The 25,985-nt window shown below is 61.9% G+C and carries 27 protein-coding genes; 10 read left to right on the forward strand and 17 right to left on the reverse strand.

The window, feature by feature from the left end; translation table 11 throughout:
* The first annotated feature begins 18 nt into the window (after positions 1-18).
* The 3 genes from I6I12_RS10265 to I6I12_RS10275 are packed head-to-tail and all read left to right on the forward strand — an operon-like array spanning position 19 to position 2,526.
* Positions 19-297 carry a hypothetical protein gene (locus tag I6I12_RS10265; RefSeq protein ID WP_049383645.1) on the forward strand — a complete coding sequence of 93 codons (279 nt, stop codon included), beginning with the start codon at positions 19-21 and terminating at the stop codon, positions 295-297.
* Positions 298-1,236 carry a C40 family peptidase gene (locus I6I12_RS10270; protein WP_200288198.1) on the forward strand — a complete coding sequence of 313 codons (939 nt, stop codon included), beginning with the start codon at positions 298-300 and terminating at the stop codon, positions 1,234-1,236.
* A gap of 51 nt (positions 1,237-1,287) precedes the next feature.
* On the forward strand, positions 1,288-2,526 hold the full coding sequence (locus I6I12_RS10275; RefSeq protein WP_200288200.1) for a hypothetical protein: 1,239 nt from the start codon (positions 1,288-1,290) through the stop codon (positions 2,524-2,526).
* 190 nt (positions 2,527-2,716) lie between these two features.
* Here I6I12_RS10275 and I6I12_RS10280 read toward each other — a convergent pair whose 3' ends face one another.
* Genes I6I12_RS10280 through I6I12_RS10290 form a run of 3 tightly spaced genes read right to left on the reverse strand, consistent with a single transcriptional unit; the run spans position 2,717 to position 5,347 of the window.
* Complete coding sequence (locus tag I6I12_RS10280; protein ID WP_200288202.1) at positions 2,717-3,748, reverse strand: alpha/beta hydrolase; 1,032 nt, start codon at positions 3,746-3,748, stop codon at positions 2,717-2,719.
* Entirely contained in the window at positions 3,749-4,426 is a 678-nt protein-coding gene (locus I6I12_RS10285; RefSeq protein WP_049383641.1) for a type 1 glutamine amidotransferase domain-containing protein, read from the reverse strand.
* A 21-nt stretch (positions 4,427-4,447) separates the two neighbouring features.
* A complete protein-coding gene (locus tag I6I12_RS10290) occupies positions 4,448-5,347 on the reverse strand; it encodes an amidohydrolase family protein (RefSeq protein ID WP_200288204.1) in 900 nt (299 codons plus the stop codon).
* Between the two features lie 30 nt (positions 5,348-5,377).
* Between I6I12_RS10290 and I6I12_RS10295 the strand changes: the two genes are divergently transcribed.
* A complete protein-coding gene (locus I6I12_RS10295; RefSeq protein WP_200288206.1) occupies positions 5,378-6,571 on the forward strand; it encodes a D-alanyl-D-alanine carboxypeptidase family protein in 1,194 nt (397 codons plus the stop codon).
* On the opposite strand, the gene I6I12_RS10300 is transcribed toward I6I12_RS10295, so the two are convergent.
* The 7 genes from I6I12_RS10300 to I6I12_RS10330 all read right to left on the reverse strand — a co-directional run bounded on the left by I6I12_RS10300 (position 6,534) and on the right by I6I12_RS10330 (position 13,265).
* The gene (locus I6I12_RS10300; protein ID WP_200288208.1) at positions 6,534-7,478 is read right to left on the reverse strand and encodes an RDD family protein; all 945 of its coding nucleotides are present in this window, start codon (positions 7,476-7,478) and stop codon (positions 6,534-6,536) included. The genes I6I12_RS10295 and I6I12_RS10300 overlap by 38 nt on opposite strands.
* Before the next feature lie 55 nt (positions 7,479-7,533).
* The gene (locus I6I12_RS10305) at positions 7,534-8,613 is read right to left on the reverse strand and encodes a YhjD/YihY/BrkB family envelope integrity protein (RefSeq protein ID WP_200288210.1); all 1,080 of its coding nucleotides are present in this window, start codon (positions 8,611-8,613) and stop codon (positions 7,534-7,536) included.
* 102 nt (positions 8,614-8,715) lie between these two features.
* Positions 8,716-9,741 (reverse strand): tryptophan--tRNA ligase, encoded by a 1,026-nt coding sequence (gene trpS, locus I6I12_RS10310; RefSeq protein WP_200288212.1) that lies wholly within the window; start codon positions 9,739-9,741, stop codon positions 8,716-8,718.
* A 118-nt stretch (positions 9,742-9,859) separates the two neighbouring features.
* Positions 9,860-10,051 (reverse strand): hypothetical protein, encoded by a 192-nt coding sequence (locus tag I6I12_RS10315; RefSeq protein WP_049383615.1) that lies wholly within the window; start codon positions 10,049-10,051, stop codon positions 9,860-9,862.
* Between the two features lie 50 nt (positions 10,052-10,101).
* Positions 10,102-11,073, reverse strand: coding sequence for a trimeric intracellular cation channel family protein (locus I6I12_RS10320; RefSeq protein ID WP_049378072.1), 972 nt, complete (start codon positions 11,071-11,073; stop codon positions 10,102-10,104).
* Positions 11,073-11,990, reverse strand: coding sequence for an exodeoxyribonuclease III (locus I6I12_RS10325; protein ID WP_200288214.1), 918 nt, complete (start codon positions 11,988-11,990; stop codon positions 11,073-11,075). The genes I6I12_RS10320 and I6I12_RS10325 overlap by 1 nt, the downstream gene beginning before the upstream one ends.
* Before the next feature lie 21 nt (positions 11,991-12,011).
* Entirely contained in the window at positions 12,012-13,265 is a 1,254-nt protein-coding gene (locus I6I12_RS10330) for an MFS transporter (protein WP_200288216.1), read from the reverse strand.
* Between the two features lie 215 nt (positions 13,266-13,480).
* On the opposite strand from I6I12_RS10330, the gene I6I12_RS10335 reads away from it, so the two are divergent.
* Positions 13,481-15,694, forward strand: a complete 2,214-nt coding sequence (locus I6I12_RS10335) for an NADP-dependent isocitrate dehydrogenase (RefSeq protein WP_200288218.1) — start codon at positions 13,481-13,483, stop codon at positions 15,692-15,694.
* 72 nt (positions 15,695-15,766) lie between these two features.
* Here I6I12_RS10335 and pdxT read toward each other — a convergent pair whose 3' ends face one another.
* Both pdxT and pdxS read right to left on the reverse strand, forming a co-directional pair.
* Complete coding sequence (pdxT, locus tag I6I12_RS10340) at positions 15,767-16,360, reverse strand: pyridoxal 5'-phosphate synthase glutaminase subunit PdxT (protein WP_023020657.1); 594 nt, start codon at positions 16,358-16,360, stop codon at positions 15,767-15,769.
* Positions 16,354-17,256, reverse strand: a complete 903-nt coding sequence (gene pdxS / locus I6I12_RS10345; RefSeq protein WP_023020656.1) for a pyridoxal 5'-phosphate synthase lyase subunit PdxS — start codon at positions 17,254-17,256, stop codon at positions 16,354-16,356. Before pdxS ends, pdxT begins: the two co-directional genes overlap by 7 nt.
* A gap of 81 nt (positions 17,257-17,337) precedes the next feature.
* Between pdxS and pdxR the strand changes: the two genes are divergently transcribed.
* From pdxR to metX, 4 genes are all read left to right on the forward strand, one after another.
* Positions 17,338-18,642 carry a MocR-like pyridoxine biosynthesis transcription factor PdxR gene (gene pdxR / locus I6I12_RS10350; RefSeq protein ID WP_200288220.1) on the forward strand — a complete coding sequence of 435 codons (1,305 nt, stop codon included), beginning with the start codon at positions 17,338-17,340 and terminating at the stop codon, positions 18,640-18,642.
* A 37-nt stretch (positions 18,643-18,679) separates the two neighbouring features.
* Positions 18,680-18,841, forward strand: coding sequence for a hypothetical protein (locus tag I6I12_RS10355; RefSeq protein ID WP_200288222.1), 162 nt, complete (start codon positions 18,680-18,682; stop codon positions 18,839-18,841).
* Positions 18,842-18,964: 123 nt separating this feature from the next.
* Positions 18,965-20,281, forward strand: coding sequence for an O-acetylhomoserine/O-acetylserine sulfhydrylase (locus I6I12_RS10360; RefSeq protein WP_200288224.1), 1,317 nt, complete (start codon positions 18,965-18,967; stop codon positions 20,279-20,281).
* Positions 20,278-21,396, forward strand: a complete 1,119-nt coding sequence (gene metX, locus I6I12_RS10365; protein ID WP_200288226.1) for a homoserine O-acetyltransferase MetX — start codon at positions 20,278-20,280, stop codon at positions 21,394-21,396. Before I6I12_RS10360 ends, metX begins: the two co-directional genes overlap by 4 nt.
* A gap of 81 nt (positions 21,397-21,477) precedes the next feature.
* On the opposite strand, the gene I6I12_RS10370 is transcribed toward metX, so the two are convergent.
* The 3 genes from I6I12_RS10370 to I6I12_RS10380 all read right to left on the reverse strand — a co-directional run bounded on the left by I6I12_RS10370 (position 21,478) and on the right by I6I12_RS10380 (position 23,744).
* A complete protein-coding gene (locus tag I6I12_RS10370; RefSeq protein ID WP_200288228.1) occupies positions 21,478-22,458 on the reverse strand; it encodes an HNH endonuclease signature motif containing protein in 981 nt (326 codons plus the stop codon).
* Between the two features lie 126 nt (positions 22,459-22,584).
* Positions 22,585-22,899 (reverse strand): DUF3017 domain-containing protein, encoded by a 315-nt coding sequence (locus I6I12_RS10375; RefSeq protein WP_200288230.1) that lies wholly within the window; start codon positions 22,897-22,899, stop codon positions 22,585-22,587.
* On the reverse strand, positions 22,896-23,744 hold the full coding sequence (locus I6I12_RS10380; RefSeq protein WP_200288231.1) for a bifunctional methylenetetrahydrofolate dehydrogenase/methenyltetrahydrofolate cyclohydrolase: 849 nt from the start codon (positions 23,742-23,744) through the stop codon (positions 22,896-22,898). Before I6I12_RS10380 ends, I6I12_RS10375 begins: the two co-directional genes overlap by 4 nt.
* A 23-nt stretch (positions 23,745-23,767) precedes the next feature.
* Here I6I12_RS10380 and I6I12_RS10385 point away from each other — a divergent pair, with 23 nt between their 5' ends.
* Positions 23,768-24,238: a tRNA (cytidine(34)-2'-O)-methyltransferase gene (locus I6I12_RS10385; RefSeq protein ID WP_005322648.1), complete on the forward strand. Its 471-nt coding sequence runs from the start codon at positions 23,768-23,770 to the stop codon at positions 24,236-24,238.
* Here I6I12_RS10385 and I6I12_RS10390 read toward each other — a convergent pair.
* A complete protein-coding gene (locus I6I12_RS10390; RefSeq protein WP_200288232.1) occupies positions 24,222-25,523 on the reverse strand; it encodes a PH domain-containing protein in 1,302 nt (433 codons plus the stop codon). The two genes, I6I12_RS10385 and I6I12_RS10390, sit on opposite strands and share 17 nt — an antisense overlap.
* Positions 25,520-25,981 (reverse strand): PH domain-containing protein, encoded by a 462-nt coding sequence (locus tag I6I12_RS10395; RefSeq protein ID WP_084278972.1) that lies wholly within the window; start codon positions 25,979-25,981, stop codon positions 25,520-25,522. The genes I6I12_RS10390 and I6I12_RS10395 overlap by 4 nt, the downstream gene beginning before the upstream one ends.
* Positions 25,982-25,985 lie beyond the last annotated feature (4 nt).

Raw genomic sequence — 25,985 nt, forward strand, 5'->3', positions numbered from 1 at the left:
TGGGCAGTCCAATAGGGCATGAGACCTTTCACGATCGATACCGACTATGCCCGCCACCTTGCCCGCGACCTGCATGCCCAGTCCCAAGGGGAGAATCCGCCCCATCCCGTTTTGCCTGAAGATTCCGCTTTCACTGCTTTTAATGAGGCCGTGCATGCCGCGCTCGATAATGTGGGCGCGCGCATGAGCGTGCTACGCAACGATATGGGGCAGGTAGCCCACTCCGGTTTCCAGATGTCGCGCGAGGCAGAAGATACCGATGCCGCGCTAGGCCAGCATCTTGGGGCGGCGATGTAGATGCTCGATTCCGCGCTCAAGCAGATCGCCACTATGCAACCGGCGCAGCTTCCGGAGGTAGAGCTTCCCCGCGTGCCGGACCTTTCCGCCGCCGCGCCTTTGGCAGCCATCGCCCACGGCAATCCCGCTCCTTTACTCGAGTCAGCCAAAAACATCGACCTCGATAAGGAAACCATCTCGGCTGCGCTCGGCCAGGCCCGCGCCTTAGTGACAGGCACCATCCGGGATCTGGTGGGCATCGCGACACAATTGCTGCGCCAGGGACTTCCCACCGCGCTGGGTCTTCTTTCGCTGGATCCGTCCACGCGTGCCGCCGCCATGGCCAAGCTGCGCGCGCTTGTCTCCCAGCACCTGGGCATGGCTACTGCTCGCGTGCAACGCCTGATGGGTGATCTCAGCGCTGCCGCTCAATCTTTACAACCGGTGGCGCAGCGGCCGGTGCACTCCGCGCTTGCCGACGCCCCCGCGCACCCCACCAGCTCCCCACATCCCACTACCCTTCCGGAACAACCTGCCCCAGGCGCTGGCTCCGACGCCACGGCACACGAGGTTCCCTCTCCTTCGCCCGCACCAGAGCCCGCGGCCGAAGGTGGTTCTGCCGCGGGACAAGCTGCCGTCGCCGCCGCGAAGAGCCAAGTGGGCCAGCCCTATGTATGGGGAGGTACCGGAAACGGCGGCTTTGATTGTTCGGGGCTTACCCAATGGGCCTACTCCCAGGCCGGGGTGGAGTTACCGCGCACTGCGGACCAGCAAGCCATCGGTCAGCAGGTCAGCGCGGATCAATTGCAGCCCGGTGACCTAGTGGTCTGGGATGGGCACGTAGCCATGTATTCCGGCAATGGCGAAATAGTAGAGGCTGGAGATCCGGTGCAAACCAACCCGCTGCGCACTACAAATATGGGCATGCAATTCAAAGGATTTTGGCGCCCCACGGCCTAAGGCCGATGCGCTCTCGCGCGGTATTTGAGGCGTTGGGTAGACTAAAACGCCATGAGCACCCGCGCAATTGTACCTGTAAAGCTCTCGCTGACCGAGGGCGATTTTTATACCCTCTGGGCACCCAAGTGGCGCCAAAATGGCTCCGAGTGGCAGGCCTTTCTAGGCGATGATGAGGCTGTCTTAGCCTTTAACTCGCCGGCCGAGCTGCTGTGCTTCGTAGAGTCTGGCACCAAACACGATTTGCTGGACCACCCGAAGTGGGACCAGTTTGCCGGCCGTGATGCGGACCGCGTTACCCCAGCCGAGCGCGATGAGTATGACCTCATCGGCATGCCGGTGGCGCTAGCTGGTCGCCCGAGCCACCAGAACGTGTCCACCGTGGCCCGCAACCTGGAGATTGCCTCCGCGCTTGCTGACGTCGCCGGTGCAGAACACACCACCATCTTCTTCGCTTCCCACTCCATTCTGCGCAATGTCTCCCGCGGCGCCGACCACTACTCCGGCGAGCAGGGCATGAGCGAGTGGTCCGGCGTGGGCCACGTCATCGCCGGCAATTGGAAGGGAGTCATCGAGGATCTGGATCAGCACGTTCGCGTGGTCTCCACCGATGACTTTGACGCGGCCAAGGTTTCCGATGCCAAGGAGCGCATCTCTTCTGCTGCCGCCGCCTCCGCCGCTGCGGCCAAGGAAGCCGAGGAAAAGCGCAAGGCCGCCGCCGAGGCAGCCGACCCGTACGATAATTCCCCGTGGGCCGCCGCCGGCATCGATCCCATCAAGATCACCGCGCAATCCAAGTCCGTCTACACCTTGCGCACCTACCTGGACGGCAAGCCCATTTTCTTGGGCAAGTGGGGAGAGATCTTCACCTTCGATTCCCCGAAGACCTTGGTGCGCTGGATCATGGACAACGATGACCACGACCTAGCCCGCGTATCCACCTGGGAAGAGGTTGTCTCCGCTGCCAACGCCGGCGAATTGGAGGTACAGGTCCACCCGGATAACCAGTACTCTTTCAATGGCATTGTGCGCGATATCGAAAAGGGCCCAGAGGCCGTCGATTCTGATCAGATGGCGCGTTGCTACGAAGTATGCGCCGATGCCGCCGACTGGGCGGGCGACGATTCCATTAACTCCTATATGCTGGCCAACCCCCGCCTGCAGGACTACTTGGGCTACATGCTCGGCTCTACCGAACACGCCGGCTATGTCCCCTCCAAGCCTTATACCGAGCACGCCGAGTCGTGGAAGGGCTTGGAAGACATGCTCATCAAGCGCTTCTCCAAGTTCTAAACCCGCACGTTCTGTGCCGCCTTGCTTCTTCCCCACCGCACAGCAGATGGGAGGAGAAGGGGCGGCTTTCTGCGTTTAGTGGCCTCGTTCTTCTTTTTCTTGGCATCATCGGCGCCGGCAAGGCTGGCGAAAACAACGCCCACGACACGTGCGTGTTGTAGTTCACCGCTTGACCTCCCTGAGTGTGACTTTAAAGGTGGCGGCGGAGGTGGTCAATGAGGGCGTCGATAAGCTCACGCGATTGCGGGGCCTTGGGTTTAATCTGGTCAAACCCGTGGTAGGCACCGGCCCATACATCGAGGGTGGTTTCCACGCCGGCTGCGTCGAGGGCTCGAGCAAAAGCGACGGATTCATCGCAGAAAAGATCAATGCCACCGACTCCGATCCAGGTCGGCGGCAGGCCGGAGAGATCGGCTCGCGTGGCCGGCGAAGCATAGCGCGGCAGGTCAACATCCAGGTGATCGTTTCCCAGGTACATGGACCACGCGCCGCGGTTCGAGCCGGCCGTCCAGATGAATTGGCCCACCGCGCCGGACTTATCCGTGGTGCGGTGATCGAGCATGGGATAGACCAATCCGAGCGCGCGGACCGGGTGCCCCTCGTCGAAGGCACGTTCAACTAGGCCTGCGGCGAGTCCGCCGCCTGCGCTATCACCGGCGACGGCGATGCGCGAGGTATCCCCGCCCAAGGTATCGCCGTGTTCTTGTACCCAACGCAGCGCGGCATAGCATTCATTATGGTCTGCTGGAAACGGCTCCTGGGTGGACTTGTGGTAGCGCGGGGCTACCACGATGGCGCCCAACTCGGCCGCCATGCGAGCATTTTGCGGGTCATACATAGCAGGCCCACCGATGAGATGGCCGCCGCCGTGCGTCCACACCACCACGGGGCGCGGTCCTGATGCGGCTGCCCCTGCGGTAGCGCCGCGTGGGGTAAGTACGCGGGCGCTAAAAGCGTGGCCATCGAAGGAGGCGGAAAACTCCGTAATGTCCACCGCATGCCGGATTGGTCGAGAAAAGTCGATGGTGGCGAAGAAGCGGCTGGCGTGGGCAAAGGTGGCGTCGGGAAGCACATGCATCGGCAGATATAAAACCGGGCTGCGCAACCCCGGTGCCACCTCGCGCAGGTACGGCCGGCGGCTTAGCCCATACGCCACCGCCCCCGCGGCCGCGGCAACCCCGGTTAGGGCTGCCCCGGCCTTGAGAACTCGCGGTATGTGCATTTAGAAGTCGCGCAGGATGCGCTGTGCCAACGGCTCGGAAGATGCCGGGTTCTGACCGGTATAGAGGTTGCGGTCCACGATGACGTTCGGGGACATGGGATCGGTTTCCTGGTAATCCGCGCCGAGCTCACGCAGGCGGGTCTCCAGCGCCCACTTAGCGGCGGCAACCATCTCCTCGCCTTCCTCTGCATTGCTAAAGGCGGTCATCTTGTAGCCCTTGAACGGCCAATTCTCGTTATCCACTGCCAAGAGCGCGGCCGGGGCATGGCAGACCAAGCCGAGGGCGCGGCCAGAATCCATGCGCGCCTGCAAGAGCTTAGCGGAATCCTGGTCATAGGCCAGATCCTCCATTGGTCCGTGGCCACCTGGGTAGAAGATAAGGTCATAATCTTCCTCCTTGACCTCAGCCAGGTTCATCGGGTTTTCCAGCGCTACACCCAGCTCTGCGAGGTAATTTTCCTGTGCTTCGCGCACATTATCTGGCAGAACCTCCAGGCTGTACTCGTCTACTACGGGAGCCTTTGCGCCCGGAGTAGCGAAGTGGATATCCCAGCCCGCGCCCTGGAAGACGCGGTGAGGGGCAATAAGCTCCTCGGCCCAGTAGCCGGTGGGGCGCTTAGTGCCATCAGCCAGCGTCCACTCTTCAGCGGCGGTAACAACAAAAAGTACAGAAGGCATCTAAATCTCCTCTAATCGTTTTTATTCTTCAGCGGCTTCTGCCGCATCAGCGAGGGACTCCTCCGTGTCCGGGCCGGCAAGCTCCGGATCAGATAATTCCTCGTATGCTGGCAGGATAACCGTTTCTAGCAGATGCTGCCGTAATTCCTGGTCAGCGAAGGAATTCTCTACCGCTTTGACGGTGAGATCGAAAAATTCCTCCAGCCCATACCCGAAGGCCTCGCTTAGCGCGAGGAACTGCTTGGTCAGCGTGGTCTCGCCCGAAGAAATGGCGCAGGTAAAGCCCAGCTGCTGCAGCAGCGGCAGCGGGTGGTCATTGAGGTCTTCGGCTTCCTCAAGTGGAGTAAAGACGAGCGGGATGTGACGGTCGCGGATGTATCCAGAGGCCTGGCCGGGCACAATGCCCTCAATATTCGCGCTGAAGTCATCGATCATATTGACCGGATGGATCAGGCGATTCACGCCTGCCTGGGCGGCACGTTCTACTTCTGCGAAGTCTTCTCCCACCTGGATCTGGGTGGGCAGGTAAGCCGCACGAAAATCTGCGGCCCCGCTCGCTTGGCCCTGCGGCAGGCTATAACCCACCACGGGGGCATCATCAGGCACTGCTTCCTCTGGGGCCGAGCCAGCGAGGACAAGGCGGGAGTCAAGACCAGCGATGCGGGCGGCTGCGGCGGCCTCCACCACAGCGGCAGCGTCGAGACCAAGCTCTGCGGGGTCTAGGTGCACCTCTGCGTAGACCACGCCGTCTGCGGCCAAGGCCTCGTAGCGCTCACGGATGGTCGCGGTAAGCTCCTCCGGCGTAGCGGCCGTGGAGGTAATGGTCTCAAAGAGGGAGACCTTAGGAAGCTTGGCCACCACGTCGGCGGCGGAGTCCTTATTTTCTGGGCTAATTAAAGGCGCGTCATGCATGCGTCCCATCGTAGGCACGGGCCTAAGATGTGTCATGTCATGAAAAGAATTCTCGCTAGTTCTCTCACCGCCGTCTTGCTGAGCGGCCCACCGCTCGCGCTGGCGGAAGCGCCGACTACTCCTACCACCACGCGAACCACTGCCCCGGATACCGATAGGTGCCCCCACGCCGAGCGGCCGGAAAAGGCCACTACCACCTCGGAGCGGCTCGCCCCCGGGCAAGCCTCACCCACCCCGCTGCCACCGGTGGATAGCGATGAGGCCTGTGGCACTACCCTGCCTGCGGGGTTCCATGTGGACAAGGATGTAGTGGCCGCAGCATGGATGGTCTCCGATATCGATACCGGCGAGATTATCGCGATGAAGGACCCTAACGGCCGTTACCGGCCGGCCTCTATCATTAAGGCGCTGCTGGCGCTCGTGGTCATCGACGAACTGGATCTGCACAAGAAAGTCGAGGTAGGCGAAGAATCTGCACAGATTGACGGCTCTGCGGTGGGCATCGGTCCCGGTGGCAAGTACACGGTGGAGCAGCTCCTTGAGGGCTTGCTCATGGCTTCCGGCAACGATGCCGCGCACGCGCTGGCACAGGAATTGGGCGGCGACGAGGTCACTTTGCGCAAGGTCAATGACAAGGCGGCCGAGATTGGCACGAATTCCACCTTTGCGGCCAGCTACTCCGGGCTCGACGCCCCGGGGATGTCTACCTCGGCCGAGGATATTTCCCGCATTTACCGCGCGGCCTTCCATAACCCGACCTTTGCGCGCATTGTCGATACGGAGTCCGTGGATTTTCCCGGCTGGGGCGACTTTGATGGCTACCAATTAGGCAACGATAACGGGCTTTTCCTCAACGATCCGGACGGCATTGGTGGCAAGACGGGTTTTACCGATGATGCGCACCATACCTTCGTCGGTGCGCTCGATCGCCATGGTCGGCGCTTGCAGGCGGTCCTGCTCGATACCACCGTGGAGCACGGCCCGCGTGCCTGGGAACAGGCTCAAAAGCTTTTGTACGAGGCCTATAAGGTTTCCCCTGGGGATGGCGTAGGCCAGCTGCTTGCCGACGCCGACTCTCCTGCCTCCCCCGCACCCACACCTGCGCCCGATACCCAGACGCAATCTGCGAGCTCCTCTTTAGCTGGGGTGCAGGGGTGGCTTGGCTGGGTCATCGCTGGCGCTGTAGCTTTGCTGGCTATTTGCGTGGGTGCTTTTTCACTACTTCGGCGTTAGCCCACTCATCGTGGGAGCCGCGGCGGTTATTTTTCTCCGTAATGGTGAAGGTGTGCACGCCGGCACCCACCCAGCTGGCGAAGGTACCAGGTCCCGGCACAATATTGACTAGGCGCCACCACTGACGCTTTGCGGACTGGGTGAGGCTAAGCCGCTCTTTGGTATCGACATCGCGCACTGTGTAGCCCATCAGCAGCTTGGCCGGGCTGGCGCCGAGCCAACACTCGGTGCCCAAAACGTAGAGCAGCAAGATGATGACACCACCGATAAACGTCGAGAGTTCATCCACACCACCAGAAAGCAGCGCGCCGCCGAAGCTACCACTGATAAGTGAGAAAAAGAATAGATCCAAAATGGCCATTCCGATGCGCGCATCTTGACCGGCGCGCTGACTGATTTCAGGCGCTGGGGATTGAATCAGCGGTGCAGGCACGGACGCGGTCGCCGCCGGAGGGAAAGGATTTTGCTGCGGGGCAAAGGGGTTGCGTGCATACGGCGACCCATAAGGGCTAGCAGTCTGCGCAAATCGTGGTTCTTGGTGCGCTTGGTACCCCGGTCCTGCCGCCTGACCAGACTGAAAAAACTGAGCCTGCTGCGACTGCTGCGGCTGCTGCTGTTGCTGCGGCCGCGGGCTCCACTGGCCTATCGCGCCCAGCTGTCCCAAGTCACCCCACGTGGGGCGCAGACCCGCCTCACACGCCTTATCGTATTCCGCGCGCTTCGCAGCAGACCCCAAGACGCTGGCGGCGATGCGGAGCTGCGCACGCCGCGGGTCCTCGATGTCTTGACCTTGCTGCTCTAGCGACAAATCCTTGGACTCCAGTAAAACTAAGAGTTCCCGCTCGCCATCGCGGCGGTCTAGTCCCCACTCTTCATAAAGATTCGGTGCGATGTCATTGGCGTTCATAATGTTCTATCTTAAAGCCGAATAGCAGCGGCGTCCTCACCCCTTAGGAGGAGATTTACTTGCGGCGCAGCAAGCTAAACGCACCCACGGCCGCAGCACCCAAAGCAGCACCAATGCCAAAGGTCGCGCCTGCCGGTGCGCCCTCCTTGACCTCATTGCACACGCGAATAACGGCTGGCTCTGGGACGGGCGGGTGCGCAAACTTCAGGGACTCGGCGGTGGTGGCGGTCCACGCAGAGATATACAGCACCACGCGCCAAATCAGGTACATGACCACCATGAGCACGATGACCGGACCGAAGACCGCGCCGGCCGGGCTGCCGGTAGCAGAAGACATGATGACCGTAGACAGCTGCTTGAGCAGCTCGAAAGCCACCGCACCGATGGCCGCACCGATGAGGCCAGATTTTTTCGGCACCTTGGTGCGCGGCAGGATCATAATCATCCACCACATGACGATGAAGTTAGCCAAGAGGCCCACTGCCAAGCCGACAAAGAAAATCACAAAATCCATGCCCGGGAAGGACTCGATGCCGACCTTCTCAAAAATCTTCTGGGTAAGACCAGAGGAACCGGCGGCAGTCACGCCAAAGGCGATGAGGAACGCCAGGATCAGGCCGATGAGACCTACCAAGTCAGAAAGCTTCTTCTTCAGGAAGGAACCGCCTTCGTTGGCGTCGATGCCCCACATAGCCGAGATGCCGATGCGCAGGTTATTCATCCAGCCCAGTCCGGACCACAGGGTGGTCAAACCACCGATACCAAACATGGCCCCGCGCTGCTCAATGGCCGTATCGAGAATCTCGTTGACCGTATCGCCCATATCGCCATCTAGCGAGCTGGTGATCTGGGACTGCAGATCATTGAGCAAGTCCTCGCGATTAGCCAAGACGGCGGCGACGGTAGCCACGATCAGCATCGCGAGCGGGAAGATAGACAGCACCGAGTAATAGGTGATGCCGGCGGCAAATTGATTGCCGCCTTCTGCACCATAGCGCTCGTTCATGCGCATCAGGTGATCAACGAATCTGGACTTGGCGCGGATCTTATCTACCGCACCAGGTTCGTCGGCATTAGCGCGTTCGATGCCGTAGTGGTCCGTCTTCTTCGAGGAGGATTGCGTGGTGGTAGGCACGTGCTTCCCTTCTTGCTCGCACAGTTTTTATCCCACCTAGAGTAACTGGCAAATGCCCACTTGTCCCTTTGTGGGGTGGTGCATGGGGGAAGCAGCCGCCGACTACTTGCGCAGGCGAGGAAGGAAGCCGACCTTTTCATAGACGTCGTCGACAAGCGGCTGGGCAATCTCTTGCGCCGTCTCTGCGCCCTTGGCCAGAATGCGCTCGAGCTCGCCGCGATCCGCCATCAGCTCATCAAAGCGTGCCTTGAGCGGAGTGGTAAATTCCTGCAGCGCATCTGCGGTATCGACCTTGAGGTGGCCATAGCCCTGGTCGGCGTACTTCTCCACCAAGGAATCGATGGATTCACCGGTCAGCGCGGACTGGATGACCAATAGGTTAGACACACCCGGCTGATTTTCGCGGTCAAAGGCTACCGAACCCAAGTCATCCGTCACGGCGGACTTAATGCGCTTAGCCGAGGTCTTCGGCGCATCCAAGAGGTTGACCAAACCCTTGGGGTTGGCTCCGGACTTAGACATCTTGGAGGTCGGCTCCTGCAGGTCATAAATCTTGGCCGCGCCCTCTGGGATAAACGGCTCGGGCACCTTGAAGGTATCGCCGTACTTATTGTTGAAGCGCTCGGCCAGGTTGCGGGTCAACTCCAGGTGCTGGCGCTGGTCTTCGCCCACGGGCACATAATCCGGCGAGTAGAGCAAAATATCTGCGGCCATGAGGATCGGGTAGGTAAATAGGCCCACCGAGGTGCGGTCCGATCCCTGCTTGGCGGACTTATCTTTGAACTGGGTCATACGGGAGGCCTCACCAAAACCGGTCAGGCACTGAAAGACCCAGGTCAACTCCGTGTGCGCAGGCACATGCGACTGGACGAAGAGCGTGGACTTGTCCGGGTCAATGCCTAGGGCAATAAGCTGGGCGGCACCCGCGATGGTGCGGTTGCGCAGCTCCTCGGGACTTTGCTCTACGGTTATCGCGTGCAGGTCAGGGATGAAGTAGAAGGCATCATAGCCGTCCTGCAGGTCAATCCACTGCTTGAGCGCTCCCAGGTAATTACCCAGGTGATAGGAATCAGCGGTGGGTTGGATACCGGACAGGACGCGGGAAACGGTGGAATTGTCTGCAGTCATGGTGCTTTATCCTACCCCCTAGCTCCGGCGCGCGGTCCACACCCTTCCCCAGCAGTGTCCCTCCCGGATCGAAAAATTCCCCCCGCCCGGAGGGCAGAGGGAATGCGACGCAAAGATTTTAAATCTTGCGGGAGGTGGGGCTGACCACGTCCATCAGGATGGCCCAACCGGAAACCATCAGCGCGCCGCCCACGCCCATGAGCACGATGGGGCCGAGGAAAGCGAAGGACGGACCAACAACGGTCCACCACCAGATGCTCAGGCCGAGGATTACAGCGCCGAGGACGAAAGAAATAATTGCGCGAGCCATGAACTTTCTCCGTTGCAGATTACTGAATTTTTTACCTAACCATAGTAGCACTACTGCTTGTGTTTAGGCGCCTTGCGCTTGCCGACGTCCCCCTTATTAAAGCTCCACTGCTGCTCCACGTTTACTCCCCGCGCCCCTGGCGAGTGCCGGCCACTCGGCCGGGTAATCGATTGTTGCTTCGGGCGGCGCGCGATGCGGTTGCTGGAAATATCGTCGTAGTCCGCCCCCTCTGCCGCAGTAGAAAAAGCTCGTGTCTTGTTCTTAAACGGGCGGCTTAAAGGCCTAGTCAACGGACGCGTGATGGGGCTGGCGTATCGCGTGGCCGCGCCTGCCTTGCGCTTGGCCTTGCGGGCGCCATCGCGCACGATGCGCGCGGACAACCGCAAACGCGGGTCCATCTGCTGTTCGGCATCACGATATTCAAAGACGGGCAAGCCCTTCTTGAAGTAGATCGCGGCCAAGCGGGCAATAAAGCACACGGAGGCGGTGATGATCGCGGCCGGTTCTTCGGCCAAGCCGCCATGGTAGAGCGCCATAAAAAGCGCCGCGGCCAGCAGGGAAATGGCGGCATAATATTCGCCGGAAAAGACCAGCGGAATGCGATCTGAAAGCAGGTCACGCAGCACGCCACCAAAAACGCCGGAAATCACCGCAGACACCGAGGCAATAATGAACCCGTGGCCCAGGTGGACTGCGATTTGGGTGCCCAGCACCGAAAAGACCGCGAGCCCTAGGGCATCCAAGATGAGGAAGAGATGGCGGAAGTAGTGCATAAGGAAGGACATGCCCACCGTCACCACGGCCGCCACGATGACAATCACCAAATAAATGGGGTGCTCTACCCAGGTAAATGGAGGATCATCGAGGATCATATCGCGCACCGTGCCGCCGCCGAGCGCCGTCATGGAGGCGATCATGGTGACACCAAATAGGTCGAGTTTTTGGCGTCCAGCGGATAATGCGGCGGTCATAGACTCGGCGGTAATGCCGACTACGTAAAGGACGCTAAATAATGGCGTCATCAGCTGTACTCCACCACTAGTGGGGAATGGTCGGACCAGCGCTGCTCCACGGTGGGGGCCTTTTCCACCCAGGTGCGCTGCGCGCGCTCCAGCATCGGACGGGTAGCCGCCTGATAATCGATGCGCCACCCAGCGTTGTTATTAAAGGCCTGGCCGCGGTAGGTCCACCAGGTATAGGGGCCGTCTTCGTCCGGATGGAGGCGACGGGCTACGTCGAACCACTGTGGCTCTGTGGTTGGGGCCCACGGCTCGCCGCCGGCGTAGTCGACAACGCCCTGCCACTGCCCCAGGTTCTTCTTTTCCTGCGGCTCATCATCCGGGAACGCACCAAAGACGTGGTCCATGAAGGCGCGCTCTTCGGGCAGGTGGCCGGCCTTCTTTTCATTGGCCCTATTATTCTTCAGGTCCTGGGCGCGGTGGCAGATATTCCAATCGCCGCCTATCACCATCTCGGCCGGGCTGCCATCGGGGTTCGTGCGCGCTGAGTTATCCGCCAGAATGTCTTGGAACTCGTCCAAGAAGCGGTACTTTTCATCCAATTTCGGCGAACCCGTATCACCGGAAGGCAGGTACAGAGAAGCGACGCGAATATCGCGGGTGGTAGCGGCAATCCAGCGGCCGGCGTCGCTAAAGGAGCCGAAGCCCACTTCGACGTCGGCAAGCGGGGTGCGAGACAAGATGCCCACGCCGGCGCGGCCCTTTGCGGCGGCGTCGGCAAGAGCCAAATGCCAGCCCGCCTCCAGGGCCGGGGCCAAGGCTTTTTCGGCCTGCTGCGGGGTAGCGCGCACCTCTTGCATGAGCACGATATCGGCCGAAGTCGCCTCTAACCAGGCATTCATGCCGGGATTATTTTCATTGCGCTGCTTACACGCAGCGCGGATTCCGTTGACGTTAACGCTCGCGATGGTAAGGGTCATGCAACCAGCATATCGGTCCGTTTATGAATGGCGAGCAAGGCGCTTTTTATCCCACATCGTCGCAGCCCACACCAGGCAACCCGCAGCCGCCAGGCCGGCACCCGCCAGTGCCGGAGCGGAGTAGCCCCAGCCGGCACCCACCACGGCGCCACCAATGGTCGCACCCGCTGCATTCGCAATGTTCAACGCGGACTGGTTGAGTGCGGCGGCCAAAGTCTGGGCGTCGCCAGCCACATGCACCAAGCGCAGCTGCAGCGAAGGCACCAAGGTGGAGCCCATAAACGCTACGCAGCCAAAGCAAATCGTGGCCGGGATGGCGTGTCCGGAGAGGAAATAAAAGGCCGTCAAAATAACGATCAGGCAGGCCAAGGCAAAAATGATGCCAAACTCCAGGTTGCGGTCCGCCAGCCAGCCGCCGAAGGCATTACCGATGGTCATGCCGATGCCATAGGCCATGAGCACGACCCAGATGAGGCTCTGATCCATGCCGGCAACCTCGGTCATGGTCCAAGAAATATAGGTATAGACGGAGAACATGCCGCCAAAGCCCACCACGCCCATGATGACGGTGAACCACACCTGGCTATTTTTAAACGCCCCAAACTCCGTGCGGATATCGGTCTGTTTCATCTCCGTCATGTGCGGCATCAGGAAAAACAACGCAATGGCGGTGATAATGCCCAGCGCCACAACCACAAGGTAGGCCGCCTGCCAGCCTAACGCGGAGCCAAGCGCCTGCGCGGCCGGCACCCCAATGACCGTGGCGATGGCCAGACCCATGCCTACGTAGGCCATGGCCTTGCCGCGGCCGCCTGGAGGCGCCATGGATGCGGCCGAAAGGTTCGCCACGGAGAAATAAGCACCGTGCGGCATACCCGCAATGAAGCGCGCCACCATGAGGATGGCGTAATTCGGTGCCACCACCGATAGCAGGTTTCCCACCACGAGGAATCCAATGAGCAGCAGGATCAAGCGACGGCGTGGGAGCTTGCCGGTAAAGGCCGCAATCAGCGGGGCACCGACCACCACGCCCATCGCGTAAATGGTGATGAGAGTCGAGGCGTTTTCTTCCGAAATGCCAAAATCATCCGCGATAAGCGGCAGCAGGCCCATCGACACGAACTCCGTAGTGCCAATGGCAAAGGCACCAAGCGCCATCGCCACCATGACAATAGCGCGGCGACCAGCGGTAATCTCCGTTTGTAAAGGCAACGGACGACGCCGAATGCGGGGTTCATGGGCGCTGCGCGGGCTTAGCTCGTCGATGATTTTCATGGAGAGTGAGGGTACACCCCGCGTTTATCTGCAGCATGCCCGCAGCGGGCGGCCGTGAATATCTCCACCCCGCCAGCCAGTGGGTGATGCTAGCCACGCAACCCTTTTCAAGGGGCGCAAATGGGGGATCACTATCAGCAAACTGGCCCACATGCCGCCCACAAAATCGGTACTCTGGGCACTTGAGCAATTTTCCAACGTTAATTAGGAGAATCATGGCAAAGATTACGTGGACCCGTACCGATGAGGCGCCGCTGCTGGCGACCTACTCCCTCAAGCCCATCGTGGAGGCCTTCGCTTCTACTGCGGGCATTGACGTAGAAACCCGAGATATTTCGCTGGCCGCCCGCATCGCCGCGCAGTTCCCAGAGCGCCTGACCGAAGAGCAGAAGGTCGAAGACGCCTTGGCAGAGCTGGGCAAGATGGCCAAGACTCCGGAAGCAAATATCATCAAGCTGCCGAATATTTCCGCTTCCCTGGTGCAGCTGAAGAAGGCCATCGCGGAGCTGCAGGCTGCCGGCTACGACCTGCCTGATTACCCGGATAACCCTTCCACCGAGGAAGAAAAGGACATCGCTACCCGCTACGATTCCGTCAAGGGCTCCGCTGTTAACCCGGTGCTGCGTGAGGGCAACTCCGACCGCCGCGCACCGGAGGCCGTGAAGAACTTTGTCAAGAAGCACCCGCACCGCATGGGTGAGTGGTCCAAGGACTCCAAGACCAACGTTGCCACCATGGCGGACAACGACTTCCGCCACAATGAAAAGTCCGTCATCCTGGAAAACGAGGACACCTTGTCCATCGTCCTTAAGACCGCCGACGGCGAGCAGACCCTGCTGCCGGAGTTGCCGGTTCTCAAGGGCGAGGTCATCGACGGCACCTTCATGTCCGCCAAGGCTCTGGATGAGTTCCTCATCGCACAGGTCAAGCGCGCCAAGGAAGAGGGCGTGCTCTTTTCCACCCATCTGAAGGCCACCATGATGAAGGTCTCTGACCCCATCCTCTTCGGCCACGTCGTCCGCGCTTTCTTTGCTGATGTATATGACAAGTATGGCGAGGAGCTGCTGGCTGCCGGCCTCAACGGCGAGAACGGCTTGGGCGCTATCTACGAGGGCCTGAAGAACCTGGACAATGGCGAAGAAATCAAGGCCGCTTTCGATGCCGCGCTTTCCGACGGCCCCGACCTTGCCATGGTCAACTCCCACAAGGGCATCACCAACCTGCACGTGCCTTCCGACGTCATTATTGACGCCTCCATGCCCGCCATGATCCGTACCTCCGGCCACATGTGGAATAAGAACGACGAGGAGCAGGACGCCCTCGCCGTCATTCCGGATTCCTCCTACGCTGGCGTGTACCAGGCTGTTATCGAGGACTGCAAGGAAAATGGTGCCTTCGACCCGACCACCATGGGTACCGTGCCGAACGTTGGCCTGATGGCGCAGAAGGCCGAGGAGTACGGCTCCCACAATAAGACCTTCAAGATCCCGGCCGCGGGCACTGTTGAGGTTCGCAACTCCCAGGGCGAGGTCCTCATCTCCCACGACGTGGAGGAAGGCGATATCTGGCGCGCCTGCCAGACCAAGGATGCCCCGATCCAGGACTGGGTCAAGCTCGCCGTCAACCGCGCTCGCCTGTCCGGCATGAAGACCATCTTCTGGCTCGACCCAGAGCGCGGCCACGACCGCAACATCAAGTCCCTAGTGGAGAAGTACCTTAAGGACCACGACACCGAGGGCCTAGACATCTCCATCGAGGACCCGGTAACCGCTACCAAGACCTCCATCGAGCGCATCCGCCGCGGCGAGGACACCATCTCCGTTACCGGCAACGTGCTGCGTGACTACAACACGGACCTCTTCCCCATCCTCGAGCTGGGCACCTCCGCCAAGATGCTATCTGTGGTTCCACTCATGGCAGGTGGCGGCCTCTTCGAGACCGGTGCCGGCGGCTCCGCCCCGAAGCACGTCCAGCAGGTAGAAGAAGAAAACCACCTGCGCTGGGATTCCCTCGGCGAGTTCCTGGCCCTGGCCGAGTCCTTCCGCCACGAAAAGCAGACCAACGGCAACGAGAAAGCCGGCGTCCTAGCCGCTACCTTGGACAAGGCCACCGAGCGCCTACTCAATGAGGGCAAGTCCCCGTCCCGCAAGGTAGGCGAAATCGACAACCGCGGTTCCCACTTCTTCCTGGCCACCTTCTGGGCCGAAGAGCTGGCTAACCAGACCGATGATGCCGATCTCGCCGCAGCCTTCAAGGACGTGGCTTCCCAGCTGTCCTCCCAGGCAGACGAGATCGCCCAGGCGCTTGTCGACGCCCAGGGCAACCCCGCCGACCTCGGCGGCTACTACTGGCCAAATGACGAGAAGACCTCTGCCGTCATGCGCCCAGTTGCTAGGTTCAACGAGATCATTGACGGCCTGAAGAAGTAATTCTTCCCAGGCAAAAGCCGCCCCGCAGCGTTCATCAATTCGCTGCGGGGCGGCTTTGGTATGCGCGCAGATTTAGAAGCTATCGAGCCAGGCGGCGTGCACGCGAGCGTCGCCATTTTCTTCTGGGTGAAAGCTCAGCGCCGTCACGCGGCCTTGGCGCACACCGACCACCGCGTCGCCGTCCTCGCCCGGCGCCGTCGCGATGACCTCGACGCCCTCGCCTACGCGGGTGACCAGCGGTGCGCGGATAAAGCTCGCCTCAATCGGCAGCGACTGGTCTTTAGCAACGACCACGTCCACTGTCCGCTCGGCGGAAAAACGCTGGTTGCCAAAGGCATTGCGCCGCACCGTCACATCCAGCAGGCCCAAGGTCTGCTGGCCCGGCGCGGGGTTATCGAGCTCGCGGGCACAGTAGATGAGCCCAGCGCAGGTCGCGAGCACGGGCAGGCCTGCAGCTGCGGCGTCGCGCAGCGGCTCGGCCAGATCGAAGCTGCGCGCCAGCTTGTCGATGACACTCGACTCGCCGCCCGGAATCACCAGCCCGTCGAGCCCGTCCAGGTCCCGCGGCACCCGCACCCGGCGAGTAGCAACACCGAGCTCATCAAGAATGCGCAGGTGCTCCTCGACGCCGCCCTGCAGCGCCAGCACCCCAACGGTGGCTACCATCCGCGCTCAGCCAGGCGGTGCGGCGCGGGCACGTCGTTGACATTGATGCCCACCATGGCCTCGCCCAGGCCGCGGGAAAGCTTGGCTAGTTCGGCCGGCTGGTCGTAGAGGGTCGCCGCCTTGACGATGGCCTCCGCACGCTTGGCGGGCTCGCCGGACTTGAAGATGCCGGAGCCGACGAAGACGCCTTCGGCGCCCATCTGGCGGACAAGGGCGGCGTCGGCAGGCGTGGCCACGCCACCGGCGACAAAAAGCACAACCGGGAGCTTGCCGGTCTCCGCAACCTCTGCGACCAGGTCGTACGGTGCCTGCAGCTCCTTGGCCGCGACGTAGAGCTCATCGCGATCCAGGTGGCGCAGGCGGGCAATCTCGGCCTTAATCGTGCGCAGGTGCTTCACGGCCTCCGAGACATCGCCCGTGCCGGCCTCGCCCTTGGAACGAATCATGGCCGCACCCTCGGTGATGCGGCGCAGCGCCTCACCCAGGTTGGTCGCGCCACACACGAATGGCACGTCGAAGTCCCACTTATTGATGTGGTTGACATAATCGGCCGGGCTGAGCACCTCGGACTCATCGATGAAGTCCACGCCCAGCTCGCCGAGGATCTGAGCCTCCACAAAGTGGCCAATGCGGGCCTTGGCCATGACCGGGATGTCCACCGCTTCGACGATGCCCTCAATTAGCTCTGGATCCGACATGCGGGCCACCCCGCCCTGCGCACGAATATCGGCCGGCACACGCTCCAACGCCATAACTGCCGACGCACCCGCGTCCTCCGCAATGCGCGCCTGCTCCGGCGTGACGACGTCCATAATGACGCCGCCTTTCAACATATCGGCTAGTCCTCGCTTCACGCGCGTAGTGGCGCGTCCTTGTTCATTTACCTGTTCAGTCATAGGTCACATAGTGGCCCACACAATTGGTACAAGACAAGAGCCATTTTCAGCGTGTTGGATTAGACCACTTATGATGAAGGAGTGCCTCTCCGCCTCGATCCCTCTGATACGCGGCCGCTGCCCGTGCAAATCGCCGCGGCCCTGCGCACCCAGGTTGCCGCCGGCGTCCTCCGGCCCGGCGAGCGCGTTCCCTCGACCCGCAACTTGGCTTCGCAGCTCAGCGTTTCCCGAGGCAGCGTGGTCACCGCCTACGACCAACTCACAGCCGAGGGCTACCTCACGGCCGAGGTTGGCTCCGGCACCGTCATCAACCCGCTGCTCCCCCACGCGCGTGCCCCACGGCCGGAGCCGGCCCCCACACCGGCCGCCGAACCCGAGCTGGTGTCACTGACCCCCGGCCTGCCCGACACCGCCGGCATCCTCACCCCTGAATGGAGGGCCGCGTGGCGCGCTGCGGCCGTCGACCCCTCCGGCGACCTTCCCCGCGAGGTCGCCGCGCACCTGCGCCACATGCGCGGGCTTAACGTCGACCCAACCCGCATCCTCATCACGGCCGGTGCCCGCGATGGCCTTTCGGTACTCCTGCGCGCCCTCGGCCGACAGCTGCGCGTGGGCGTGGAATCACCCGGCTACCCCAGCCTGCGCCGAGTCCCCCAGGCCCTCGGCCACACGCTGCTGGAACTCCCCACCGGCCGCGACGGCGTCACTGTTCCCACCGCCGACCTCGACGCCCTCATCGTCACCCCCAGCCATCAATATCCCTACGGCGGCTCCCTGCCTGCAGCCCGGCGCGCAGAGCTCGTCGAATGGGCCCGCGCACATGACGCCCTCCTCATCGAGGACGACTTCGACTCCGAGCTGCGCTACGTCGGCCAGCCGCTGCCTGCCCTGGCCGCACTCGCCCCAGAACACACCGTGCTACTCGGGACCTTTTCTTCCGTCATTTCCCCCTCGATTGCCTGCGGTTACCTCGTCCTCCCGCCACGCTTGCGCCCGGCCGTGGACCGCGTGCGCGATATCTTCGGCCAACCCGTCGGCTCCATCCCCCAGGCCGCGCTCGCCCACTACCTTGCCAGCGGCGCTTTACGACGCCACACCGGCCGCATGCGCCGCACCTATAAACACCGCCGCAACCTAGTGGCCGAAGCGCTTGGCTCCATCGATGGCACCCAGCTCCTTCCCATCCACGGTGGTCTCCACGCAGTCCTACTGTGCGATCCGGCCGTTGTCCCCCGCGCTGCCGCCCGCGGCATCAAACTCACCCCGCTGCGCGATTATTGGGGCGGCGCCGATGCTGAAGACGGCGTCGTACTCGGCTTCGGCCACCTCAGCGATGCCGAGCTACGCGAAAGCCTTTCTGCAGTCGCGGCCGCTTTACGGCAGTGATACCTTAATTCCAACGATCATAAACGAAAGGTACTAGATGTCTTTAGGTCCGATTGAGCTCCTTCTCATCCTCGTTTTCGTCCTTATCCTCGCTGGAATTATCGCCCTCGTGGTCACGCTCGTGCGCAATAGCAATGACACCCGCGCGAATACTAGCCGCATTGCTAATCAGCTCGAGGAGCACGACCGCCGCCACTAAGAAAGACACCCCACCAGACCAAGCGCCACACCGACCGCTTGGTCTATTTTTATTCTCACGGCTGCCAGCGCGTTTCTACAAAATCGTTCGCTATATATACCGCTTGGTCTAGTCTTGCCAAGCATGACGACGAAATACGATAACTCCAATTCCAACTGGTCCTTCGCTACCCGCTCTGTACACGCAGGCCAAAACCTCGACGGGCACCACAACGCCCGCAATGTGCCGATTTACCAGACCACCTCTTACGTTTTTAACGACGCCGAGCACGCGGCCAACCGCTTTAATCTTTCCGACGCAGGCCCCATCTACACCCGCCTGACCAACCCCACCCAGGACGCGCTGGAAGAACGCCTCGCTTCCCTCGAGGGCGGCGTCGCGGCCGTTGCCTTCGCTTCCGGCCAGGCCGCCGAAACCGCGGCCATTTTGAACCTCGCCTCGGCCGGCGACCACATCGTGACTTCCCCGCGTCTCTACGGCGGCACCTCCACCCTCTTTACCGTCACGCTCAAGCGCCTAGGCATCGACGTCACCCTCGTCGAGGACCCGGACGACCCGGCCTCCTGGCAAGACGCCGTGCAGCCAAATACCAAGGCATTCTATGGCGAGACCTTCGGCAACCCCGTGGCCGATGTCCTTGATATCCCGGCCATCGCCGAGATCGCCCACAATAACCAGGTCCCGCTCATCGTGGATAACACCATCGCCACCGCCGCCCTCGCCCGGCCGCTGGACCTCGGCGCAGATATCGTCGTGGTCTCCACTACCAAGTTCTATACCGGCAATGGCTCGGCCGTCGGCGGCGCGATTATCGACGGCGGCTCCTTCGACTGGACCGTCACCCGCAACGGCGAGCCCATATTCCCCTATTTCGTCACCCCGGATGAGGCCTACCACGGACTCAAATACGCCGACCTCGGCGCTTCGGCCTTCGCGCTCAAGGCCCGCGCTGGCCTGCTGCGCGATACCGGCGCCGCCATCTCCCCCTTCAACGCCTGGCTGACGCTGAATGGAATTGAGACGGTGGGACTGCGCGTCGAAAAGCACAATGCCAACGCCCAAGCCGTCGCCGAGTACCTGGAAGGCCACGCCAAGGTCACCAAGGTCAACTACGCCGGCCTCGACTCCTCGCCGTATAAGGCCACCAAGGAAAAGCTCGGCTATGCCTATACCGGCTCCGTGCTCTCCTTCGACATCGACGGCGGCCGCGAAGAAGCCTGGGCGTTTATCGACGCCCTCAAGCTCCACTCCAACCTCGCCAATATCGGCGATACCCGCTCCCTGGCCGTGCATCCGGCAACCACCACGCACTCGCAATCCAATGAACCTGCGCTGGCAGCGGCCGGCATTACTCAATCCACTATCCGCCTGTCCGTGGGCATCGAGTACATCGATGACATCATCGCGGACCTCGAGCTGGGCTTTAACGCGCTGGTATGAAGCTAGTTAGCATCGGCGATTTCCACACCGAAGCCGGCGCCACGCTTGCCGACGCCCACATTGCCTACCACCGCTTCGGCCACCTTCTCGGCGATCCGCATGGGGCCAATAACGTCATCCTGGTCGAACACGCACTTACCGGTGACTCGAATGTGGCCGAGTGGTGGGCCGACTTGGTAGGCCCCGGCAAGGCGCTGGATACGACGAAGTGGTGCATTATCGCTACCAATGCACTGGGCGGCTGCGCAGGCTCTACCGGCCCGGCTTCTCCGCACCCAGACGATGGCCGTGCTTGGGGTTCGCGTTTTCCCGCGCTTTCCGTGCGCGACCTCGTTGCGGCCGAGCGTGCCGCATTGCACGAACTTGGCATCACCCACGTGCATGCCGTCATCGGCGGCTCAATGGGTGGCGCGCGCACGCTGGAGTGGACACTGATGCACCCCGATTTCCTCGACGCGGCCTGCGTCATTGCCGTTTCGGCCCGCGCCTCTGCTTGGCAGATTGGCATCCAGTCGGCGCAAATCGCGGCCATCGAGCAAGATTCGTTCTGGCACGGCGGCGATTATTACGCTTCCGCCCAGCGCCCGCGCGAGGGGCTGGCGGCCGCGCGCCGCATTGCGCACCTGACCTACCGCGGCGAACAAGAAATTGACGAGCGCTTCGGCGTTCATGCACAGACCGGCGAGAACCCGCTCGGGCCTTACCGTCGCCGCGATAATCGCTTTGCCGTTAACTCCTACCTGGATTACCAAGGAATCAAGCTGGCCGACCGCTTCGATGCCGGCTCCTATGTCACTCTCACCGAGGCGCTCAACCGCCACGATATCGGCCGTGACCGCGGTGGGCTCAACCGCGCGCTGGGATCATCCAAGGTACCTACAATGGTCGTAGGAGTAGACACGGACATCTTGTACCCGTATCACCAGCAAGAACATATCTCGCGCAATCTGGGAAATCTATTGGCTATGGCCAAGGTGGTCTCCCCGGTAGGCCACGACGCCTTCCTCACCGAGTCACGCCAAATGGATCGCATCCTGCGCAACTTCCTCACTCTTTCCCAGCCGGACCCGCGCATTGATGCAGCGGCAGGCGATCCCACCGAGTATTCGATTTAAAAAGATCGCAGCAGCAAGGATCGCCAAAGCCGCGCAGCGCGCACTATGCGCTGCGCTGGGGCGGCGAAGGGACGAAGCGGCTCAGCGATCGTCGGGTGGCTTCGCCCAAGGCGGGCGCCACACGATGCCTTCTCCAGGACGGCGCTCGAGCCGGCCGCGACGCGGCGGCGCATTCGGGTCATCGTCGTTCACAGCATTGTGATACTTGCACGCGATGGTGAGGTTTTCGGGATTCGTATCGCCGCCGAGCAGCCACGGGGTGAGATGGTGGACTTGGCATTCATCCGCCGGCGTGTGGCAGTCGGGCCACGGGCACACCGGGTTTTCTGCCATCGCCATTTGGCGTTGCTTCCAAGTAGCCAAGCGTCGCGATTGATAGAGGTTTACGGGACCGGTGACGGGGTGGATGAGGGTGATAAGGCCGACGTCGGCAAGCGCGCGGCGGACAAGATCCGCACCAGATATCTGCGCGCCAATGGTCAGCTGCAAGGTGACGTCCTCGCCGTGGGTGACCTTCACCATCTCATTCAGGTTGAGCACCACATTGGTGGTGATTGTGGAGGTAGAGGCGCCCTCGGCAAAGACGCGACGAGCATCGGCGACGGTGGAGACGTGGTTATTAATTTCTGCAACCAACTCGGACTCGGCGGTAATTGTCAGGGTCCACAGGTCATCGCGGCGGCGGGTCAAGCGCACGCCTTCGGAGCGCTTGGTGGTGCGCTCCTCGCGCACCATGCGGCGGGCGCACTTTTCAATCTCGCTGGTGGAAAGGCGCAGGGCGCAAAGTGCCTCGCGCAGTGCCCAAGCCGCCCGCTGGGTTTTCATCTTCTGCGCGAAGTGCTCGATAATTTTCAGCGCGTCGAGCGGCAGCGAAGTGCGGCGGGCGGCGCGCTGTTTAGCGCCAAAGGAGGTGCGGCCGAAGTAAGTATCGGCCAGGCGGGCAAACTCGGCGGCCTCGCGATCACTAAAGCCCTTATCGACGAGCTCTTCTACCGACAGCCCAACGCACTCCCCGATGAGCACCATCGGGGAGTTCACGGCAGCCAGGTAGTTCGAAATCATGGCCCCGAGCCTAAACCGGCCGCGCAACCCAGCGCGCGGAGGCGGGCGGTTACCTGTGGATAACCGGCCGAACCACACCCTTTCAGGCCGAAATAGGTGAAGGCTCTACGAAAAACCTGTGGATAACTAGCTACCGAGCGAGTCCACAGAAAAGGCCAGAAAGGCCATCACGGCGCCGACTAAGCCGGTAAAGCAGGCGTCAAAGCGGCGCGAGCGTACGGCCAGCACGCCGACGCGGCTGGAATCACACGTCAGTCGGACCACGGTGAGCCACAGCAAGGCCAGGCCGAGGAGGAACGTGGCCCGGCGCCAGTATTCGAAGACAGCATAGCCGGCGGAGATAACCACGCCGGCCACGAAGATGCCAATTGCTGCCCACTGCGCGGCAGGCGGCAGTGGGGAGGGCGCGAGCTCGGCGTCGTGCGGATTGTCTAGATTCACGCCAACTTTTCCGCGCGCTCGACGATATTGCGTACCAGGAAGGCACGGGTCAGCGGGCCGACGCCGCCGGGGTTCGGGGAAACGTATCCGGCCTTGTCCCAGCAGTCTGGGTGGATGTCGCCGGTGAGCTTACCGTCGACGCGGGAAACTCCGACGTCGAGAAGCGCGGCGCCTTCCTTAATCATGTCTGCCGTGAGCATGTGGGGCTGGCCGGCGGCGGCAATGACGATATCGGCCTCGCGGGTCTCAGCGGCCAAGTCCTTGGTGCCGGTGTGACACAGGGTGACGGTGGAATTCTCGCTGCGGCGGGTAAGCATCAGGCCGATGGGGCGGCCTACGGTAACACCACGGCCGATGACCACGGTCTTGGCGCCGTTGAGCTCGACGCCGAAGCGGCGCAGCAGATGCAGGCAGCCGTTCGGGGTGCACGGCAGGGGCGCCTCCTCGTTGAGCACGAGCTTGCCTAGGTTAACCGGGTGCAGGCCATCGGCATCCTTGGCGGGGTCAATGCGCTCGAGGATGGCGTTTTCATCCAGGTGCTTAGGCAGCGGCAACTGGACGATGTAGCCGGTGCAGGCATCATCGGCGTTGAGCTCATCGATGACGGCTTCTAGTTCTTCCTGGGTGATATCGGCCGGCAGGTCCTTGCGGATGGAGTTGATGCCAAGCTTTTCGCAGTCGCGATGCTTCATCTTCACATAGGATTGGGAGCCCGGATCCTCACCTACGAGGACGGTCGCCAGGCCAGGGGTAATCCCCTTCTCCTTCAGCGCGGACACGCGCTGGGCAAGGTCGGAAAAAATCTCGTCGCGGTACAGTGTGCCATCTAGTTTGGTAGCGCTCATAGCCACCATCCTAGACTGAAGGCATGAGCCAGCTGCACATTGTCTTTGATAACCCAGTCATCCCTACTAATACGGGCAACGCGATTCGCACGGCCGCGGTGACGGGTGCGAGCCTGCACCTGATTGAGCCACTGGGTTTCAATTTCGACGATAAGCACTTAAAGCGCGCCGGTCTGGATTATCACGATTTGGCCGATGTGCAGATTCACAAGGACTTCCAGGCCTGCATGGATGCGCTGCCGGGCGCGCGCGTCTTCGCTTTTACCACGCATACGGATAAGTGGTTTACGGATATCGAATACCAAGAAGGCGATGTCCTACTCTTTGGCACGGAGCCGACCGGCCTGCCAGAGGAGCACATCAATCATCCGCGCGTAACGGACCGCGTGCGCATTCCGATGGTGCCGGCCAGGCGCTCAATGAACTTGTCGAATTCGGCCTCGACGGCCGTATTTGAGGCGTGGCGCCAATTGGGATTTAACGGGGCGGTTTAAGCTCCGGCAGTTGGCGAGAGCGTAGCTGGGTAAGGAGTGCGGTGGCGTCGGCAAGCGTGAGGTTGCGCGCGTCCATACGTACCGGGCCCTGGACTAGGTCGAGGCCGACGGTGGCTAGGCCGAGCGCCTGGGAAATCGGCCCGCGGCGGTAGGTCAGCTCCTGGATATGGGAGGTGTGGATGGCTTTGACGCGGCGATTGAGCCGGCCGTTGCGCACTATGACGTAGCCGCCGGTAAGTGCCACGGTTTGTTGGCGGTAGTCCAGCGGGGAGACCCACTTGGCGCGGGCTGGCGAGGCGTAGGTGGGCGCGGCGTCGGCCGGCAGGAATTGCCGGGCTTGGGCGAGGGTGCCCACCGGCAGGATGCGGGTGGAACCAGAAGCCTTTCCGCTTGCCGACGCCCCATACCCCGCCACCGAGACCCGTACCTCGTACCAGCCTAGTGGCCGCCAGAGGAAGGGCTGAGTTATCTGCACGGCGTGGATGCGGTCAAGGCGAATGCTTTGGCGGCGGCGATCGGCCAGGCCGTAGGTGATATTGAGTACCTCGCCGTCGGTGCGGGCGGTATAACGCCAGGAAGAATCGAGCACGTTCCAGGCGTTGGGCAGGGCGCCGACGAGGATGGGCAGCGCGGCCGAGAGCGGCAGCCGCGTAACCACAACCAGGATGAGGAAGCCGACGAGGAAAAGCGTGGACGTGCGCAACGCGGCCGCAATCAGGGAGCGGGCGATGGGAATCTCGGGCACGAGAGCTGGTTCCTCGGCCGGCGCCTCGGTTTGGGAGGTGGGAGCGCCGTGAACGCGGGCGAGGATGTCATCGCGTAGGGCCTCGGCGTCGGACTTTTTGAGGTAGGCGATTTCGATGACAGAAGATTGGCCGCCAGCAGTTTCCACCCGCACGGCCGCGAGACGAAAGAGACGGGCGATGACGGGTTCCACGACGTCAACGGCCTGGGTGCGGTCATAGCGCGCGGTGCGCAGTTGGACAGATAAGAGGCCGCGGCGCAGGGAAAGCTCTTCCGCGCCGAGCTGATAACCCATGCGGCGCCACCATAGGCCGGAGGCGAGCCACACCACCGCGCAGACCGTGATGAAACCGGCGAGGGCAAGGGCGGTATCACGCAAGGCCTCGCCGCGGTGTTCGCCGGTAATAAAGGCAAAGATATCGCGCAGGGCCTCCATGTTGGCGTTGAGGGCGAAGCCCGCGATGAGGGCCAGGATGACCGACCACAGACGCAACAGTGGGGTAAGGCGGTGGACGCGACGGAAGCTCGGCTGGGGGCTCATAGGCCGCTCATCCGTTCGCGGGCTTGGTGGGCAAGGCGGGTGCGGAGGGCGTCGGCAAGCGGGGCTTCTAGGCCTTTGATGGTGGCATCCGTGCTGGCCGAAGCCGTGTGGAGCTGCAGCTTTTTCAGCCCGAGGGCGCGATCGATGGGCCCGGAGGTGACGTCGACGAATTGGATGCGGCCGTAGGGCACGACGGTGAAGGTGTACCAGAGCTTGCCGCGGGTGATAAGCAGCTCGTCGTCGGTTTCGAGCCAACCCATATTGCGCACTTGAGCGGGAATGAGCCAGAGCAGCCAGAAGAAAAGACCGACGAAGATGCCGGCCGCCCAGTAGAACCACGGGGTCCACCAAAACCCCGCTGCAGCGGCGGCCGCGGCGAGCAGAAACATCCAGCTCAAATGGTGGATATAGCGCGAGGTCACCAGCCGCGGCGAGACGGGATTCATTTCTTCGCTCATAGTT

It is taken from the genome of Corynebacterium kefirresidentii, assembly GCF_016599755.1.
GTDB classification, from domain to species: Bacteria; Actinomycetota; Actinomycetes; order Mycobacteriales; family Mycobacteriaceae; genus Corynebacterium; species Corynebacterium kefirresidentii.